We start from the raw sequence: 17,743 nt of genomic DNA, 5'->3' as shown, positions 1-17,743 counted from the left end.
CCCATCGCTGCGCGGCCGGGAGGATTGGGGCAGCTTGCACCAATTGCTGCCTATAATCGGTTCGTCATCCCGGACTTGATCCGGGATCCATGGCAGCGCCGAAGTCATGGATCCCGGATCAAGTCCGGGATGACGAAGGTCTGGTAGCGGCCAATAGGAGACGCTGGCATTATCTTTAATGCTTCGAAAGCGAGCGCCGACCGCATATCCCTGCCCGCAACGCTGCGGGGGCGGGCTGCGATTTTGGGTGAGGACTACGCTATGAAGATTCGTTCAATTCCAAACCCTTTTAAGATTGTAATGCTGATGATATTTTCGCTTCTGGCCTACTATACGGTCGGAACCATTTGGATTGGCCTGGCTTTTTTCGCGATGGGCATAGTCGCGATTTTGATCAACAGATGATGGTCAGTGCGGAAGCGTTGGCTTCTTTGAAAGCCCCCTAACAGGATGTGGCAGCTTTAGTGGCCGCCCGCTTCTTACGTCCGCTCCCCCACCCCGAAGCAGCCCTAGTCCGCGAGCGGACCCAGTACGTCGCGCAGGGGGCCAAGCCATTCGGCATAGGGGCGCCACACCTCCATCCCGTCGCGGTTGAGCGGGCGGCGTACCTGTTCGCTCGATGGCGTGCGGACGACGCGATCGAGCTTGTGGAATTCGAGGATCGCGGCATCCCAGTCGAGCCCGAGGTGGGCAAGCGTGGCGCGCAGTTGCGGCTCGGGATCGTCGACGAGCGCGGCATAGTCGATGTGATGCACCATGCCCGGCGCAACGCGGTCGAGGTGCGCCATCAGCCGCACATAATCGACATAGCATTGCCCGATGTCCTCGAGCCGGAACGAAGCAGCATGGGCGCGCGAGAAGCTCTGCGTGAAGTTGGAAAAGCAGCAATCCATCGCCGGGCGGCGGATGTCGAGGAACTTTGCCTGCGGCAGGATGCGGCGGAGGAAGAGGATGTTGCTCCAATTGTGCGGAAGCTTGTCGATGAAGAAGGGCGCGTCGGTGCGGCGGTGGAGCGCGGCGCGCGCCAGATAGTCGGCGCCCATCGCGGCGGCCTGTTCGGGCTGCAACCCGGCGATCAGTTGCGGAACGGTGACGCGGCCGCGGCGCGTTGCCAATTCCATCACACTGCGCAGGATGGCGGGCGCGTAGGGAAGCTCGCCGACCGGCTCGATCGCCGGATGGCTGCCGAGCATCTGTTCGAGCAACGTCGATCCCGATCGCGGCAGGCTGACGATGAAGATCGGCGTGGCGTCGCCGACCGGCGGCTGGTCGAGCGAAGCGAGGAACGGTGCGTCGGCGAGCTTTTCGATCTCGGCAATCTCGCCGGTCAGCTCGCTTGCGTCATAGCCAATGTCTTCGGCGCGCTGGCGGTTGCCTTCGGCATAATGCTCGAACGCCGCCGCATGGTCGCCGCGGTCGTGAAGCGCGCGTGCGAGTGCGAAATGCAGCGGCGCGCTGTTGCGCACGTCGATGGCGATGGCGATGGCGCGGCGCATGGCGTCGAGATCGGCGTCGGCAAAGACGCGCCGTTTGATGCTTGCAAGCCCCCACCAGGCCTCGCCGCACTCTTCGTCGAGTTCGATCGCCTTGCGGTAGGCGGCGACGGCATCGTCGACGCGGCCCGCGGCGCGCAAATTATGGCCGTAGGAAATCCAGTAGTGCGGCCGGTCACTCGTCTCTTTGGCGAGCGGCTCGATGAGCGCGCGCGCTTCCTCTGACCTCCCGAGCCGTTCGAGGACGTTGGCGTGCATGCCCGCGAGTATGGACTCATCGTGCTCGCGCCGCAGATCGGCATAGAGGCGGGCCGCTTCGTCGAGCCGTTCCTGCTGGCTGAGCACCGACGCCAACTGTCCCCGCATTGCGCGCTCGGCCGGATCGGCGGCGAGGGCGCGGCGGATGAAATGTTCGGCCTGCATCAGCGCGCCGAGGTGCATAGCAATTTCGCCGAGCAGCGCCATGCCCGCCGGATCGTCGCGATAGCGCCGAAGATGCGCCATGGCCGCCTGCGCTGCCTCCTCGAACCGCCCCGCGTCTGCAAGTTCGCGTGCTTTGCCGAGCATGGGATAAAGGGTGACGGTGCCGTTGCCAGTCATCGGCGCTTCAATCAGTCATAACCGAGCAACGCACGCAGTCCGGGCGCGTGATAATCGACCAGCGCCTTGTGCCGACGGGGCAATTGGCTCGGGAAGTCGTGCTCGACGCCGGTCAGATTCTCACGCGCGGTCGCACTTTGTCGCCGGTCCGAGCCGATACGCACGCGATCGCGCCAGTCGTCGGGGCGGGCGATGCCGCAGGCGTCGAGCAGCGCGCCGAAAAAGTCTTCGGCCCCGCCGTTGTCGAGATCCGCGACATGGGTGGCCAGATCTTCAAAGCGTACGATATGGACGCGAGCGCCGAGCCAAGCAGCGGCGTTCATTTCGTAAATGTCGTTGAGCGACGGGGCTTTGCCCGGCAAGCCAAAGATCATCATCGTCAGCAACTCGTCGATGGAGAGTGCTTTCGATTTCAGGAAATCCATATTGCCCGAAAACTGCTCCGAGGCGAAAAATCGTGCTCGCGCGATCACCCAATCATAGGGATCGCGATAAAGGAGGATGCGGCGCGCGGGCGCGGTCTCGATTGCCGAAGCGTCGGCGAAGAACAAATGTCCCCAACTCAACCTGGGGGCGGCGGGATCGAACGCCGCTCGATGCTGTTGCAGATTGGCCCATTGGATGAAGTCGGCGCGATATTGCTGCTGAACAGGCACGAACATGCGCAGGATGTTGCGCAACAGATGGCTGCCGCTCTTGGGCACACTGTTCAGAAATACCGGCTGCGCCAATGGCGCGAGATCGAACCGTTCGGCTTCGGTGTCGAGCGTGTCGGCTTTTACCAGGATGCGCGGCATTGGCGATATCTGCTCCATTGTGCGGGTTTCGAAAACGGGCAAGGGGCGGCATGTTGTCATGCCGCCCCCGCCTTGTCCCGTGCAATCGGGTCAGTAACGTGCGCGGACGTTCAGAAATGCGCGCCGCCCCACGAAGGGATATTGCGAGGCCGAGACGACGGGGCCGAGCATCGTGATCTGACCACCATTGAGCACCGAAACACGCGGCGGACGCGTGTTGAAGATGTTGCTCACGCCAGCCGTGATTTCGAAACGGCCATCGCCGATTTCCTGCGTGATCGAGGCATTGTGATAGAAGGTCGCCTTGGTCGTCAGCAGTGGGCAATAGCGACCGCGCGTCGCCGAATCGATGCAGGGATCGTCGCCATTGCGGGCAAGGAAATCTGCGACATCCGACGTGCCGCCAATGACGTTCATGCCGTAGAAGAGCGACGTTCCGCCTTTGGTCCAGTTGAGCCTGAAGTCACCGACCCATTGGGGCGACCCTGCTTCGCCGTTGTCGGACTGGAGCGGCGAGTTGGGAAGCAACCTGAAGTCGTCCTTAACTTGCCACGTCATGTCGGCGGTGAAGTTCAGCCGACCCGCACGCCCGAGATCATGGCGCACATTGACTTGAACGTCGACACCGCTGTTCTTCTGGCTCGCGATATTGACGAACTGGTCGTAAACTTCATTGACCGCAAGCGGGTCGGCAGTCTGTCCACGTGTGAACAGGTTGCAGAGCGGCTCATTCGCGAAATCGTCGGAGTCATAGCAGCCGAACAAGATATTGTTTGCCCCGAGCTGCGTGATTTCGCCTTTCACGCGGATATTGAAGTAATCGACTGCGACGTTGAACGTTGTGTCCGGAAGGAAGGCGAATTTGGGCGACAAAACCCCGCCCAAGACCAAAGCTTTCGAGGTTTCGGCTTCGAGTTGCCCGAGACCGCCCTGCGAAAAGGCCGTGGCTGTAATGTTGCCGCCGACATAGGTGCCCGGGATCCCGTCAGCGGCGCAATTGTCGGCGACGCGCTGCGTCGTCGAGCCGTCGGTGAGCCCCTGTTGCCAGTTGACGCACGGATCGATGTTCCGCGCATTCGGGAAGCTTGTTTCGTTCGCCAAAAACTGTTCGAACAATGCAGGCGCCCGGAATGATGTGCCGTAGCTTGCCCGGAACCGGATGATGTCGTTTAGCGCCCAGTTGGCGCCCAACTTGTAGGTCCAGTTGCCGTTGTCGCTGTCCGACACGCCATCCGATGCGCGCGTTGCCTTTACACTGGTGATGCGCGCCGCGCCCGACAGGGACAGATCCTTGAAGAAAGGCTTGTCGGCAAAAACGGGAACGTTGATTTCGCCGAAAGCTTCCTTGGTGATGCTTTTGCCGGCGGTAATGCCCGAAGCCGAGGCACCCCAGGCATTGGCGGCGAGCGTAATTTCACCGGGTACGTCGTTGATACGGTCGCGCCTTACGGTGACGCCAAGCCCCACCTGCAATGGTCCGGCGGGCAATTCGATCAAGTCGCCGTTGACCGTCGCCTCGCCGGTTAGCTGGGTATAGACGGTCTTGCCCTCTTCCCAAGAAAAGAGGAAATCAGTCTGCTCGGGCGTCAGCTCTCCGCGCAGGAAATAGGGATCCATCCACGGGAGGTCGATGCACTGCTTGCCCGAAACCGGGAGCACTGTGCCGACGCACGAACCGCCAAAATAAAGTCCCTGATCGATCCCGACGTCGTATACGTCCTGCAGGATTTGCTCGGTGCGATAGCGGCCGACACTCTTGCTATATTGGCCATAGGCCTCCCAGCGCCATTTGCTATCGCTGCCGAAATCTCCCCGCAGGCCACCGACACCGCGATAATAATCGACCTTCTGGCTACTGTCGGCGTGATTTGTAATGCCGGTGGGACTGACGAGGTTCACGCCCTCCCAGCCCGGCGCCCAGACATTGTAAATCGTTCCGGTGCCATAAAGGTCGCCGGTGTAACCGAAGTTCCAGAACTGGCGCCAGCCGTTCTGATATGTCTTGCGGCGATTGAAGAGGAACTCGCCGAACAATTCGACCGACTCGCTCACTTCGAATGCACCTTCGGCATAGGCGGTTATCAGGCTGGTTTCCGGAATGATGGTCTGTTCTTCGACAAATGGATGGTAAGCATTCTGCACGGCAAGCGACGCGGTGTCATATCCCGTCGGGAACCAACCTGCAGGAACGCCGATGTCGCCTGGAAATGCCGGAGCACCGTATGTGGGAATGCCCAGTGTTTCGCCAGGGTACTGGAACTGAATAAGATTGACGCCGCCAAACCTGGCCGTGTCGATGCCCGTGTTCGGGCCGCCGGGTCCATCAAGCGCCATGTTGCCGATGAGGTCATAGGTCCACACATGGCCCCAGCGAAGATCCTCGCACTTGAACTGGCCGGTGCGCGGATCGATCAGATCAGCGCGGCTGCCATCTTCGCGGAACGTATAGGCTTCGGGGCAGGCGAGATAGCTGCGGTCGCCGCGCGCCAGTTCGCGTTTCTTTGTGTAGTCGGCGGCCACCAGGAAATGGCCGCGGCTGAAGGTCTTGCCCCAGATGGCGCTCAACCGATATTCTTCGCCGCCCCCGTCAAACGGAATCGACACATTGCCACTGAGTTCGACGCCATCGGTATCGGTTTTGGTGATGATGTTGACCACACCCGCAACCGCGTCGGAACCATAGACCGACGACGCGCCAGTCTTCAATATTTGCACACTCTGTGCAATCGATTGGGGCAGGACGTTGAGGTCGAACGACGACACCGCGCCCCTTGTCCCGGCAGGGCCGGCACGGCGTCCATTGAGCAATACGAGCGTGCGGTTCGCGCCGAGGCCGCGAAGATCGATGGTCTGCGCGCCGGGGCCGCCGTTGGTGACGAAGTTCGACGAAATCGCCGAGGTGATCTGCGTCGAGCCCGCCGCAACCGGCGAGCTTTGCAGCGTCGAGGCGAGATCGAACTTGCCTTCCTTCGACGCGATTTCGGGATCGATCACCGAAATCGGGTCGGGGCTGTTGAATGGCGTGACGCGGCTGAGGCGCGATCCGGTGACGACGATGGCGGGTTCGCTCGCGGCGGCTTCCTCTTCGCTCGTCTCCGTTGCCGCCGTGTCCTGGGCATAGGTCGGCGTCGCCAGGATGACGGCCATTGCCGACAGGCTGGCCAAGCCAAGATTGCGGCGCTGAAGTGGCGCCAAGCCATTGTTATATTTCATATTTTTTCCCCGGTTTATAGCCCAACGGCATTTTCCCCTGAAAATGCCTTGTCAGATGGCCCTTTGCAGACCTTATGACTTGTCAGGATTAAGAAGGTTTCAAAGCCAACCAACCAAGTCAACCAAAAGCGCGCCCTTTTCCGGCCTTTCGCGCCGCATGTGGCAAATTTGCCGCACTTGTGTGACGATTATTTGGTGGTCGTGTCCGGCCATCGGGACGGCGCCAGGTGATTGAAACGCCGCGGCACAGTCGATAGGGCGAAGCCATGGCCCTTCGCCCGTCCCTCACCCTTTTTCCGCCTGTGGTCCGCCGCCGATGACGCTGTCGACGGGCGCAGTATTTGCGCTGGGCATTTTTGCGGCTTTCTGGTTGCTCGCCGGCCTGTGGGCGGTCGGCCGCGGGGTGGCGATGCAGCGCCGCTCGGCCTTTGTCGCCGGGCAGACCGGACGGCTTGCGGGATTGCTGGAAGCGTCGCCCTATCTGCCCGTCGTCGTCCGGTCCGACTGGCGGATCGAGGCAAGCGACCGCCTGGGGCGCTGGCTGGGTCTTGGTCCGGGGCCACGCAGCTTCGACGAGCTGCGCGGACAGGATGCCGGGCTCGACGCCGAAGGGCATGAAGCGCTGCGGCAGGCGATCATCGGCGCGCAGCGCGGCGCGCGGCCCTTTACGCTGAGCCTCAGGCCGCTGGGCGGAACGCGCACGATCGTCGTGCATGGCGCCGCCGCGCCGCAGAGCGTTGCGGGGCCGGGCAGCGTGCTGTTGTGGCTGAGCGACGCGACCGACGGGGAGCAGGCGCTCGCGCGGGCGCGCGGCGAGCGCGACGAAGCGCTCGCGGCGTTCGAGGCGCTCTCGGGGCTGATCGAGGCGGCGCCTTTCCCCATGTGGTTCCGCGATACCGAGCTGCGCCTCGCGCTCGTCAACCGCGCCTATGTTCGCGCGGTCGAGGCGACGAGCGCCAATGCAGTGATCGACGAGGGGGTCGAGCTGTGCGAATCCGTCGCCGGCGTCAGCGCGACCGATACCGCCGAGGAAGCGCGCGAATCGGGCGTCACGCAGACGCGAACGATTCCGGTGACGATCGAAGGCGAACGTCGCATCATGCGCGTCGTCGACGTTCCGCTGTCGCCCAACGATGGCCATGTCATCGGCATTGCCGGTTACGCGATCGACATTCAGGAACTCGAAAGCGAGCGCGGCGCGCATCGCCGTTTCGCCGACGCGCAGCGCGAACTGCTCGACCGGCTTTCGGCTGCGGTGGCGCAGTTCGGCCCCGACCAGGGGCTGATATTCGCCAATCAGCCGTTTCGGCGCCTGTTTTCGCTCGAAGCCGACAAGATTGCCGAAGCTCCGCCTTTTGCGCGACTGCTCGACGTGTGGCGCGATATCGGGCGAACGCCCGAAGTGCGCGATTTTCCCGAGTGGCGTCAGGCGCATGTCGACTGGTTCGCGCGCGCCGAGGCGAGCGAGGAGGACTGGCTGCTGCGCGACGGCACCCACCTGCGCGTCGTTGCCCAGCCGACGCCCGACGGCGGCCTGCTTCTGATCGCCGAGGACCGGACCGAGCAGGTGCAACTGGCGTCGACGCGCGACACGCTGCTCCGCGTGCGCACCGCGACCTTCGACAATCTGTTCGAGGCGATTGCGGTCTTTGCGCCCGATGGTCGGCTGCATCTGTGGAACCAGCGTTTCCGGCGCCTGTGGGGCATCGACGAGGGCACGCTCGCCGCGCACCCGCGCGTCGACACGCTGATGGGCGAGCTTGCCGACCGGCTCGCCAAGCCGAACCAGGTCAGCGTGGTGCAGGAAGTCATCCGTGCCGCGACGCTCGAACGCACGCAACGCCGCGGCGACATCCGTTTCGCCGACGGGCATCATTTCGATTTTGCCTCGATCCCGCTTCCCGACGGCAATGCGCTGCTCATCATGCTCGACGTCACCGACAGCCGCCGCATGGAAAGCGCGCTGCGCGAGCGGAACGAGGCGCTCGTCGTCGCCGACGAGGTCAAGACGGCCTTTCTGTCGCGCATGAGCTATGAATTGCGCACGCCGCTGACCTCGATCGGCGGGTTCGGCGAGATGTTGCAGGCGGGCTATGCGGGCAAGCTGTCCGAGCAGCAGCAGGAATATATCGCGGCGATCATGGACTCGGTCGAGGTGCTGAGCCGGCATATCGACAATGTGCTCGACCTCGCGCAGGGCGAGGCAGGGACGTTGGTGGTCGAGCGCGCGACGGTCGACCTGCCCGCGCTGCTCGACAAAGCCCTCGCGAGTGCGCGGCCCCTGGCCGACGCCGAGCAGATCGAACTGGTCGGCAATCTGTCCGACGCGCTCGGGACGATCGAGGGCGATGCGCCGCGGCTGTCGCGGCTGGTGGCCGGGCTGCTCGACAATGCGATCCGCTACACCGCGCCCGAGCGGCGCGAGGGCGGGCGCGTATTGCTCCATGCGGACGGCGACGAGCGCGGCGTCGACATCATCGTTTCCGACAATGGACCCGGCCTTCCCGACGCGGTCGGCGCGATCACCAGGGGGACGCAGGCGGGCACCGCGACCGGCGGCATCGGCCTCGCGCTCGCGCGCCAGCTTGTCGACGCGCACGGCGGCGCGATGGAGGTCATCACCGAAAAGGGGCAGGGAACGATGGTCCGCATCAGCCTGCCGCGCCGCGGATGACGAGCTTTCGCCGGGATTATGAACTGGACGAGGCCGAGCGCGTCGGCGCGGCGATCGGCGCGGCGCTGCGCGCGGGCGATGTCGTCGCGCTTTCGGGCGACCTCGGCGCGGGCAAGACGACGCTGGCGCGCGCGATGCTGAAGGCGCGCGGCCTCGCGGGAGAGGCGCCGAGCCCGACCTTCGCCATCGTGCAGCCCTATGCGCCGCCCGAGGTCGACCTGCCGATCGCGCATATCGACCTTTACCGCATCGAGGACGCGAGCGAACTGGTCGAACTGGGCCTCGACGATTACCGTCATGACGGCGCGCTGCTGATCGAATGGCCCGAGCGACTGGGCGATGGCGGCTGGCCCGGCACGCTGTGGCTGGAGATTTCGGGGAGCGGCGAGCGGCGCGTCTTGACAGCGAAGGTGCCGCCCGCTTGGGAAGCGCGATGGCCGCTCCGATGATTCCGCCCGCCCATGCTCCGGCCTTCCTTGCCGCGCATGGCTGGCCCGATGCCCAGATTTTGCCGCTCGCGGGCGATGCCTCTTTCCGCCGTTACTTCCGCATCGTCGCGCCCGAGCGGTGCGCGGTCCTGATGGACGCCCCGCCGCCGCACGAGGACCCGCGGCCCTTCGTTGCGGTCGCCGAATGGCTGGGCGCGTGCGGCCTGACCGCGCCGACGATCCTTGCGCGCGACCTCGACAAGGGATTGCTGCTCATCGACGATTTCGGCGACGTCCGCCTGCGCGAGACGCTCGACGCGCAGCCGCAGGCCGAGGCCGAGCATTATGCCGGCGTCACCGACCTGCTCGTCCACCTCCATGCGCAGCCGCCGATGGCGGGGTTGCCCGTCCACGGGCTCGACGAGTGGCTCGACGAGGTGATGCTGTTCACCGACTGGTATTGCCCGGCGCTCGAGATCGAGGTCGATCGCGACGCCTTTCGCGCCGCATGGGCCGAAGTGCTGGGGCCGGTCGAACGCGACGCGCTGCCGTGCGTCACCGTGCTGCGCGATTTCCATGCCGAGAATATCATGCTCGTCGCGGGCAAGGACGGGCTGGCGCATTATGGCCTGCTCGACTTTCAGGACGCGCGTGTCGGTCATCCCGCCTATGACCTTGCCTCGGTGCTCGAGGATGCGCGGCGCGACGTGTCCCCGGCGGTGGAGGCGGCGATGATCGACCGCTATATCGCCGCGACGGGGCAGGGCGAGGCGTTTCGCGCTGCCTATTGGGCATTGGCAGCGCAGCGCAACACGCGCATCCTTGGCGTCTTCGTGCGGCTGTGGAAGCGCGACGGCAAGCCGGGATACCGCCAGTTCCAGCCGCGCATGTGGGGCCTGCTCGAACGCGACCTCGCGCACCCGGCGCTCGTCGCGGTGCGGCAATGGTTCGACGCCAATATTCCCGCCGCGAAGCGCGCGGGCGCGTGGATGTGAACGGAGCGATGGCGGTGACGATCGAAAGCGCGATGGTGATGGCGGCAGGGCTCGGCAAGCGGATGCGGCCGCTGACCGCGACGCGCCCCAAGCCGCTGGTTCGCGTCGCGGGCAAGCCGCTGATCGACCATAGCCTCGACCGGATCGAGGCCGCGGGCATCGGCCATGTCGTCGTGAACGTCCATTATCTCGCCGACGCACTCGAGGCGCATCTTGCGAAACAGAAGCGTCGTTTCAGCATCGCGGTGTCCGACGAGCGCGGGCAACTGCTCGAAACCGGCGGCGGGATGGTCAAAGCGCTGCCGCTGCTGCGGGGCGACCCGATCCTGATCGTCAACAGCGACAATATCTGGACCGACGGTCCGCAGGACAGCATCCACCACCTCGCGCGCCACTGGGACGGGACGCGGATGGACGCGCTGCTGCTCCTTATCCGGCAGGCGAGCGCGACGGGGCACGCCGGACGCGGCGATTTTCACATGGACCCCGACGGGCGGCTGTCGCGGCGCAAGGCGGGACGGGTCGCGCCCTTTGTCTATACCGGCATCCAGCTCATTTCTCCGCGCCTGCTGGACGGCGCGCCCGAAGGGCCGTTTTCAACCAACATCTTGTGGGACCGCGCAATCGAGGCGGGGCGTCTGTTCGGCGTTTCGCACATGGGGCAATGGTTCGACGTCGGCACGCCCGCGAGCATCGCGCCGACCGAGGCGGCGCTGAGTGACGTCTGACCGCAAGCCGACCATCTTCACCATCCCGGTCCACCGGGCCTTTGCCGACGCGCTTGCCGCAGGGCTGATCGCCCGCTTTGCCGACGGCGCGCTCGGGCTGGCAGAAGGGATCGTCCTGCTCCCCAGCAATCGCGCGCGCAGCGCGGTGCAGGCGGCGTTCGTCCGCGCGGGCGGCGACGGGTTGCTGATGCCCCGGCTTGCGGTAATCGGCGACGCCGACCTCGACGAAAGCGTCGCGCTCGCGCTCGATACGATCGACGATGCCGCGCCGATCCCGCCGGCGATCGATACGCTGCGGCGGCGGCTGATGCTCGCCGAACTGATCGAGCGGCATACGCCCGCGGGCGAGGATCGCATCGCGGGCGCCGCGGCTTTCCAGCTTGCCGACGGGCTCGCGCGCGTCGTCGACCAGCTCCATTACGAAGAAGTGCCGGTCGCCGCGCTCGTCGACCTGGACCTCGGCCCCTATGCCGAACATTGGCAGGCGTCGCTCGCGCGGCTGCGGCTGCTCGTCGATCATTGGCCCGCCATGCTCGCGCAGACCGGCGCCATCGATCGCGCCGAGCGGCGCAACCGGTTGCTCGACCGCGTCGCGCTGTCATGGCGCGCGGCGCCGCCTGCGCGTTTCGTCGTCGCGGCGGGGATAACCACCGCTGCGCCCGCGATTGCGCGGCTGCTGCGTGCCGTTGCCGATCTGGAGCGGGGGATGGTCGTGCTGCCCGGACTCGACATGGCGATGGATGCCGCCGAATGGGACAGCCTCGGTCCGACGCGCCCCGATCCCGACAATCCGGCGCGGCCCGTCGAAACGCACCCGCAATATCATCTGAAGCTGCTGCTCGACCGCATCGGCGTTGCGCGCGCCGAGGTGACGGCGTGGGACGCAGCGTCGGACTTCGACGGACCGGCCGAGCGTGCCGAACTCGCCTCCTTGCTTTTCGCGCCCGCCGCCCATGCGGACCGCTGGCAGCGCGCGGGTGATCTGAACGTGGCGACCGCGGGGATCGAAAGCGCGGTTTTCGCCGATGACGGGCAGGAGGCGCAGGGAATCGCGCTGCTGATGCGCGCGGCGCTCGAAACGCCGGGGCGCACCGCGGCGCTGGTGACGCCCGACCGCGCGCTTGCCGAACGCGTCGCGGCGGCGCTGACCCGCTGGGACGTCGCGGTCGACGACAGCGCGGGGCAGGCGCTCGCGCGGACGCCGCCCGGTGCCTTGCTGCTCTTGCTCGCAGAGCTTGCGGCGGACTTCGACCCGGTGCGGTTGCTGGCGCTGCTGGGGCACCCGCTGGTTCGCAAGGGTGACGGCCGAACCTTGTGGCTCGACCAGTTGCGGCGGCTCGACCTGCTGCTGCGCGATCCGGGGCTGACGCCGGGCTGGGAAGGGGTAACGGCGCGCGCCGCCGAGCGTGCGTCCGACGCGAAGTCGCGCGGGCACGGGCTGGCCGTTCAGCTTTTGCCCTGGTGGCAGGATGTGGCGCCGGCGATGGGCGACGCCCTCGCGCCTTTTGCCGCGCGCGCGCCTGCGCCTCCGGAGGCGTTGCTCGCGGCGCTCCAGCGCGCGCTCGAATGGCTTGCGGGCGATGCGGCGTGGAGCGGTCCTGCCGGTCGCGAGCTTGCGAAACTGTTCGACGACTGGGGGCTTGCGCGCGGCGCCGGTCCGGCGCTGGTCGATCCCGCCGATTTCCCCGCGATGCTCGGACAGCTGCTCGCGCAGGCGAGCGTGCGCCCGCCCTATGGCGGCCATCCGCGTCTTTTCATCTGGGGGTTGCTCGAGGCGCGGCTCCAGCGGGCCGACCTGATGATCCTTGGCGGGCTCGACGAAGGACGCTGGCCTGCCGCGACGCAGCCCGACCCGTGGCTTGCGCCCGGAATTCGCCGCCTGCTCGGCCTTCCTGCGCCCGAACGGCAGCAGGGGATGGCGGCGCATGATTTTGCCAGCGCGCTTGCCGCGCGCCGGGTGGTGATAACGCGCGCCGAGCGTAGCGGCGGCGACCCGGCGGTCGCGTCGCGTTTCTGGCTGCGGCTCGTCGCGCTCGCGGGCGACCTGCCCGAACCTGCGCCCGGCGGGGTTCCGCTCACGCGCCTCGCCGCCGAACTCGACCTGCCGTGCGGTCCCTCGACCCCCGCTGCACGGCCGCAGCCTGCCCCCCCCGTCGCCGAGCGGCCGCGCCGGATCAGCGTTACGGCGGTCGACCGCCTCGCGCGCGATCCCTTTGCCTTTTACGCGCAGGCGATGCTCGGCCTGTCGGCGCTCGACCCGCTCAGCGCGTCGCCCGATCCGCGCTGGCGCGGCACGCGCGTGCACAAGCTGTTCGAGGATTGGGTCCGCGGCGGCGCGACGGCAGAGGGGTTCGAGGCCGAACTCGAAGCCTTGCGCCGCGACCCGGCGTTCGACGCGCTCGCGCGCGCTTTCTGGCTGCCGCGCATCGAGCCTGCGCTGCGCTGGGCGGCGGCGCAGGTCCTGGGCGCTGCCGAACGCCGCCCCGTCGCGGTCGAGTGCAAGGGTGAGATCGCCATCGACGGCATCACGCTTCACGGCAAGGCCGACCGCATCGACCGCGACGGCGAAGGAAGGCTCGCCATCGTCGATTACAAGAGCGGGGGTGCGCCCAGCGCGAAGGCGGCGTCCGACAAGCTCGACAACCAGCTCGGCCTGCTCGGCCTGATCGCGCAGCGCGGCGGGTTCAAGGATATGCAAGCGGCCGATGTCGCCGCGCTCGAATATTGGAGCCTGCGCCCCGACCGGAAGGCGGGCGGGGCGGGGCGCATCGCGACGACCTATGGCCCGCGTAACGACTTGCCGAGCGCCGCGGCCGCGATCGACCATGCCGCCGAGGCGCTGGCCGAATTCGCTGCGCAATATCTGGCCGGCGACGCGCCCTTTGCGCCGGGCGAGGCGGCGGGATTCGGCGATTTCGACCAGCTCGCGCGCCGCGACGAATGGTTCGGGCGCGGGAGGGACGCGTGATGGCAAAGCCGGGCGGTCTCGCCATCTTGCACGCGCGGCAGGCGATGGCCGCCGACCCCGCGCATCATGTGTGGCTCGGCGCGTCGGCGGGGACGGGCAAGACGCAGGTGCTGTCGGCACGTGTGCTGCGGCTGCTGCTTAACGGCGTCGCGCCCGACGCGGTGCTGTGCATCACCTTCACCAAGGCGGGGGCGGCCGAAATGGCGCACCGCATCCACGAACGGCTCGCCACCTGGGTACGGATGGACGATGCCGAGCTGCGGCTCGACCTGCACGCGCTCGGGCTCGACTGGCAACGCCCCGGCCTGATCGATCGCGCCCGCGCGCTCTTTGCGACGGTGATCGACAGCCCCGGCGGTGCGATCCGCGTGCAGACGATCCACAGTTTTTGCCAGACCTTGCTCGCGAGCTTCCCGCTCGAGGCAAAGCTGCTCCCCGGTTTCCGCCCGATCGAGGAGGATGAGGCGGCGCGGCTCCAGCGACAGGTGCTCGGCGCGCTGATCGAGGCGGCGGGCGACGAGGCCGGGCGGCTGCGCGCCGCCGCGGCGATGCTTGCGCGGCGGCTGGGGCAAGAGGCGGCGCTGTCCTTCCTGTCGCGCTGTGCGGCCGCATTCGGCGGGCCGCGGGCGCAGCTCGTGCCGACGGCGCGCGACCTGCGCGCGGCGTTCGATCTGCCGGGGGGCGACCCCGATGCCTGGCTGGTCGGTGAACTCGGGCGCGGGGCGATTGCCGACGCCGATATCAAGGCGGTCGCCGCGAGCGGCGCGGCCTGGGGGACCAAGACCGGACTCGCCTGCTCCGACGTGATGGTCGGGTGGCTCGTCGCCGACGCAGTGGGTCGCGCGGCGATGCTCGGCGAGCTTGTCGGCTGCTTCCTGACCGGCAAGGGCGAGCTGCGCGCCGATTTCGGCGGCGACAAGGGGCGGATGACCGACTGCGTCGACAGCGCGGTGCGGATTGTCGAGGCGGCGCAGCAACTGAGCGCAACCGCGACCGCGATGCGCGTCGCCGACGATCTTGCGGCGGCGTGGCTGCTCGGAAGCCGCTTTGCCGAAAGCTATGCGCTGGCGAAACGCGAGCGCGGGCTCGCCGATTTCGACGATCTGATAACCCTTGCCGGAACGCTGCTCCGCGTCAGCAATTTCGGCGAATGGGTGCGCTTCAAGCTCGACCAGCGCACCGACCACATCCTTGTCGACGAGGCGCAGGATACGAATATGCGCCAGTGGGGCATCGTGCTGTCGCTCGCCGAGGAGTTTTTCGCGGTGCACGGCGACGATGCCGAGCGGCTGCGCACGCTGTTCACCGTCGGCGACCGCAAACAGGCGATCTTTGGTTTCCAGGGCACCGACCCCGCCGCCTTCTCCACCGCGCGCGACCTGTTTCGCGCGCTCGGCGAGCGCGCGGGGCAGGCGTTCCAGAATGTCGACCTCGAATCCAATTATCGCTCGACCCCGGCGGTGCTCGACGTCGTCGACCGCTGGCTCGCCGACGGCGGAACGACGGCAATGGGCCTCGATGGCGCCGAGCCGCCGCACCTCCCTTTTCGCGAAGCGCAGGCGGGGCAGGTCGAGCTGTGGGCGCCGCTGCCCGTCGGTCGCGCGCTCGATGGCGCGGCAGACGAAGCCGACGATGGCAGCGGCGACGGCAGCGCCCCGGCGCGCGATCCCGCATCGATGCGCCTTGCCCATGCGATCGCCGACGAGGTGCAGGGCTGGATAGCGCATGGCAAGGACGGCCGGCCGGTCGCGCCGGGCGATATCATGATCCTCGTGCGGCGGCGGCGCGATCTTGCCGCGCGGATCGTCGCGCGGCTGCAGGCGCTGCACGTGCCGGTCGCGGGCGTCGACCGCTTTGCGCTCGTCCAGCCGCTCGCGGTGCAGGATCTGCTGGCGGCGATGCGTTTCGCCGTGCAGCCGCTCGACGACCTCAACCTTGCGTCGCTCCTCGTCTCGCCGCTCATCGGCTGGACGCATGACGAGCTTTACGCGCGCACCCACAAGCGCGGACGCGCGGCGATCTGGGAGCATCTGCGCGCGACCGAAGACGCGCTGCCCCGGGCGACGATGGCGGCGCTCCGCCAGCTTCTCGGCATGGCCGACTTCACGACGCCTTTCCGCTTCCTTGAAACCTTGCTGTCGGGGCCGATCGACGGGCGGCGTAAGCTTTATGCACGGCTGGGACGCGAGGCGCGCGACCCGATCGACGAGCTGCTGAACCAGGCGCTTGCCTTCGAGGCGCGCGAGACCATGTCGCTGCTCGGCTTTCTGTCGGCGGTCGAGGCGAGCAAGGCCGACATCAAGCGCCAGACCGAGGCGCGAAGCGACGTGGTGCGCGTGATGACGGTGCACGGGTCGAAGGGGCTGCAGGCACCCATCGTCATCCTCGCCGATGCGACCGACGATGCCGCCATCGGCCATCGTCCGTTCACGGTCGATGTCGCGGGGTGGGAGAAGCTTCCGGTCTTTGCGCTGCCGACCGACGAGCGGCACGGCAGGCTTGCCGCCGCCTATAACGACGCCGCGCTCGCCGCGTCGCAGGAGCATTGGCGGCTCTTCTATGTCGCGATGACGCGTGCCGAGGAAATATTGGTCGTCGCCGGGGTCACGAAAAAGCCCGACGGTTCGGTTCCCGAGGCGAGCTGGCACAGCGCCGCCGACCGCACGCTGGAGGCGATGGGCTGCGCGTGGGAGGATGCGGGGGGCGCATGGGGGCAGCGCCGCGTCCACCGCGTTCACGCCGGGAAATGGGCGCGCAAGACCAAGGCCGCCAAAGCCACGCCGCCGCCGCTCGCCATCCCCGGCTGGGCGCACCAGCCGGCGCCCGAGGAAGCGCGCCCGCCGCGCCCGCTCGCGCCGTCGGCGCTGGGCGACGACGATGTCGCCGCACCGCCGCAGGGCGCGGGACGTTCGGCGGCGGCCGAGCGCGGGATCTTGCTGCACGCGCTGTTCGAGCGTCTGCCCCCGGTAGCTCCCGGGCGTCGCCGCGCCGCCGCGCTGCGCTGGCTGGAGGCGCAGGCGCCCGACATGGGAGCCAGTGAACGCGCGGCGATGGCCGACGAGGTGCTGCACATTCTCGACGACCCGGCGCATGCGGCGATCTTCGGCCCCGGAAGCCTCGCCGAAGTGCCGCTGTCGGCCGTTGTCGATGGCGGCGCCGTCGTCGCGGGGATTGTCGATCGCCTGCTCGTTACCGATGCGGCAGTCACGGTGATCGACTTCAAGACCGGACAGCATGTGCCCGCCGCCGCCGACGACGTGGCGCCCGCCTATCTGCGGCAGATGGCGGCATATCGCGATGCGCTGCGCGTCATTTTTCCGGGGCGAGGGGTGAAGGCGGTGCTGCTCTACACCGCCGCGCCGCGGCTTCTGGGCCTCGACGATGCGCTGCTCGACGCGCACAAGCCGGGCTTGGCGACGACCAAGGCGAATTTGCCGGGTTCGGCCCTTGAGCGCGCCGCATCGACGCCCTAGCTAGGGTGCAACAGCGATTCAGGAGTTTCGATATGGGTACCAAGGCAATTACCGACGCCAGCTTTCAGGCCGACGTCCTCGACAGCGACACCCCCGTGCTCGTCGATTTCTGGGCCGAATGGTGCGGCCCGTGCAAGATGATCGGTCCCGCGCTCGAAGAAATTTCGGACGAACTCGACGGCAAGGTGGTGATCGCCAAGCTCAACATCGACGACCATCCCGACGCCCCCGCCAAATATGGCGTGCGCGGCATTCCGACGATGATCCTGTTCAAGAATGGCGAGATCGCCGACACCAAGGTCGGCGCGGCGCCGAAGAGCGCGCTCAAAGGCTGGCTCGAAGGGGCGCTGTAAGTCTCCGTCATTGCGAGGAGC

The 17,743-nt window shown here is 67.1% G+C and carries 10 protein-coding genes; 7 read left to right on the top strand and 3 right to left on the bottom strand.

Annotation, left to right across the window (positions count from 1 at the left end; all coding sequences use genetic code 11):
* Positions 1 to 509: 509 nt before the first annotated feature.
* From JI743_RS09585 to JI743_RS09575, 3 genes are all read right to left on the bottom strand, one after another.
* Positions 510 to 2,093, bottom strand: coding sequence for a tetratricopeptide repeat-containing sulfotransferase family protein (locus JI743_RS09585; RefSeq protein ID WP_201928087.1), 1,584 nt, complete (start codon positions 2,091 to 2,093; stop codon positions 510 to 512).
* 11 nt (positions 2,094 to 2,104) lie between these two features.
* On the bottom strand, positions 2,105 to 2,890 hold the full coding sequence (locus JI743_RS09580) for a sulfotransferase family protein (RefSeq protein ID WP_201928086.1): 786 nt from the start codon (positions 2,888 to 2,890) through the stop codon (positions 2,105 to 2,107).
* A gap of 90 nt (positions 2,891 to 2,980) precedes the next feature.
* Positions 2,981 to 6,103 (bottom strand): TonB-dependent receptor domain-containing protein, encoded by a 3,123-nt coding sequence (locus tag JI743_RS09575; protein WP_201928085.1) that lies wholly within the window; start codon positions 6,101 to 6,103, stop codon positions 2,981 to 2,983.
* A 316-nt stretch (positions 6,104 to 6,419) separates the two neighbouring features.
* Between JI743_RS09575 and JI743_RS09570 the strand changes: the two genes are divergently transcribed.
* From JI743_RS09570 to trxA, 7 genes are read left to right on the top strand one after another with little or no spacing between them, the layout of a single operon-like run.
* Positions 6,420 to 8,777, top strand: a complete 2,358-nt coding sequence (locus JI743_RS09570; protein ID WP_201928084.1) for a sensor histidine kinase — start codon at positions 6,420 to 6,422, stop codon at positions 8,775 to 8,777.
* A complete protein-coding gene (gene tsaE, locus JI743_RS09565) occupies positions 8,774 to 9,226 on the top strand; it encodes a tRNA (adenosine(37)-N6)-threonylcarbamoyltransferase complex ATPase subunit type 1 TsaE (protein ID WP_201928083.1) in 453 nt (150 codons plus the stop codon). Before JI743_RS09570 ends, tsaE begins: the two co-directional genes overlap by 4 nt.
* Positions 9,223 to 10,200 carry an aminoglycoside phosphotransferase family protein gene (locus tag JI743_RS09560; RefSeq protein ID WP_201928735.1) on the top strand — a complete coding sequence of 326 codons (978 nt, stop codon included), beginning with the start codon at positions 9,223 to 9,225 and terminating at the stop codon, positions 10,198 to 10,200. The genes tsaE and JI743_RS09560 overlap by 4 nt, the downstream gene beginning before the upstream one ends.
* A gap of 8 nt (positions 10,201 to 10,208) precedes the next feature.
* Positions 10,209 to 10,928 carry a nucleotidyltransferase family protein gene (locus JI743_RS09555; RefSeq protein ID WP_201928734.1) on the top strand — a complete coding sequence of 240 codons (720 nt, stop codon included), beginning with the start codon at positions 10,209 to 10,211 and terminating at the stop codon, positions 10,926 to 10,928.
* Positions 10,918 to 13,896, top strand: coding sequence for a double-strand break repair protein AddB (gene addB / locus JI743_RS09550; protein ID WP_201928082.1), 2,979 nt, complete (start codon positions 10,918 to 10,920; stop codon positions 13,894 to 13,896). The genes JI743_RS09555 and addB overlap by 11 nt, the downstream gene beginning before the upstream one ends.
* Positions 13,896 to 17,369 carry a double-strand break repair helicase AddA gene (gene addA / locus JI743_RS09545; protein ID WP_201928081.1) on the top strand — a complete coding sequence of 1,158 codons (3,474 nt, stop codon included), beginning with the start codon at positions 13,896 to 13,898 and terminating at the stop codon, positions 17,367 to 17,369. The genes addB and addA overlap by 1 nt, the downstream gene beginning before the upstream one ends.
* Positions 17,370 to 17,401: 32 nt before the next feature.
* Complete coding sequence (trxA, locus tag JI743_RS09540) at positions 17,402 to 17,722, top strand: thioredoxin TrxA (protein WP_201928080.1); 321 nt, start codon at positions 17,402 to 17,404, stop codon at positions 17,720 to 17,722.
* Positions 17,723 to 17,743: the final 21 nt, after the last annotated feature.

Source organism: Sphingopyxis jiangsuensis (assembly GCF_016734905.1).
GTDB lineage: Bacteria > Pseudomonadota > Alphaproteobacteria > Sphingomonadales > Sphingomonadaceae > Sphingopyxis > Sphingopyxis jiangsuensis.
The sequence above is the reverse complement of the archived record's forward strand: the minus strand, read 5'-3'. Positions and strand labels throughout refer to the sequence as shown.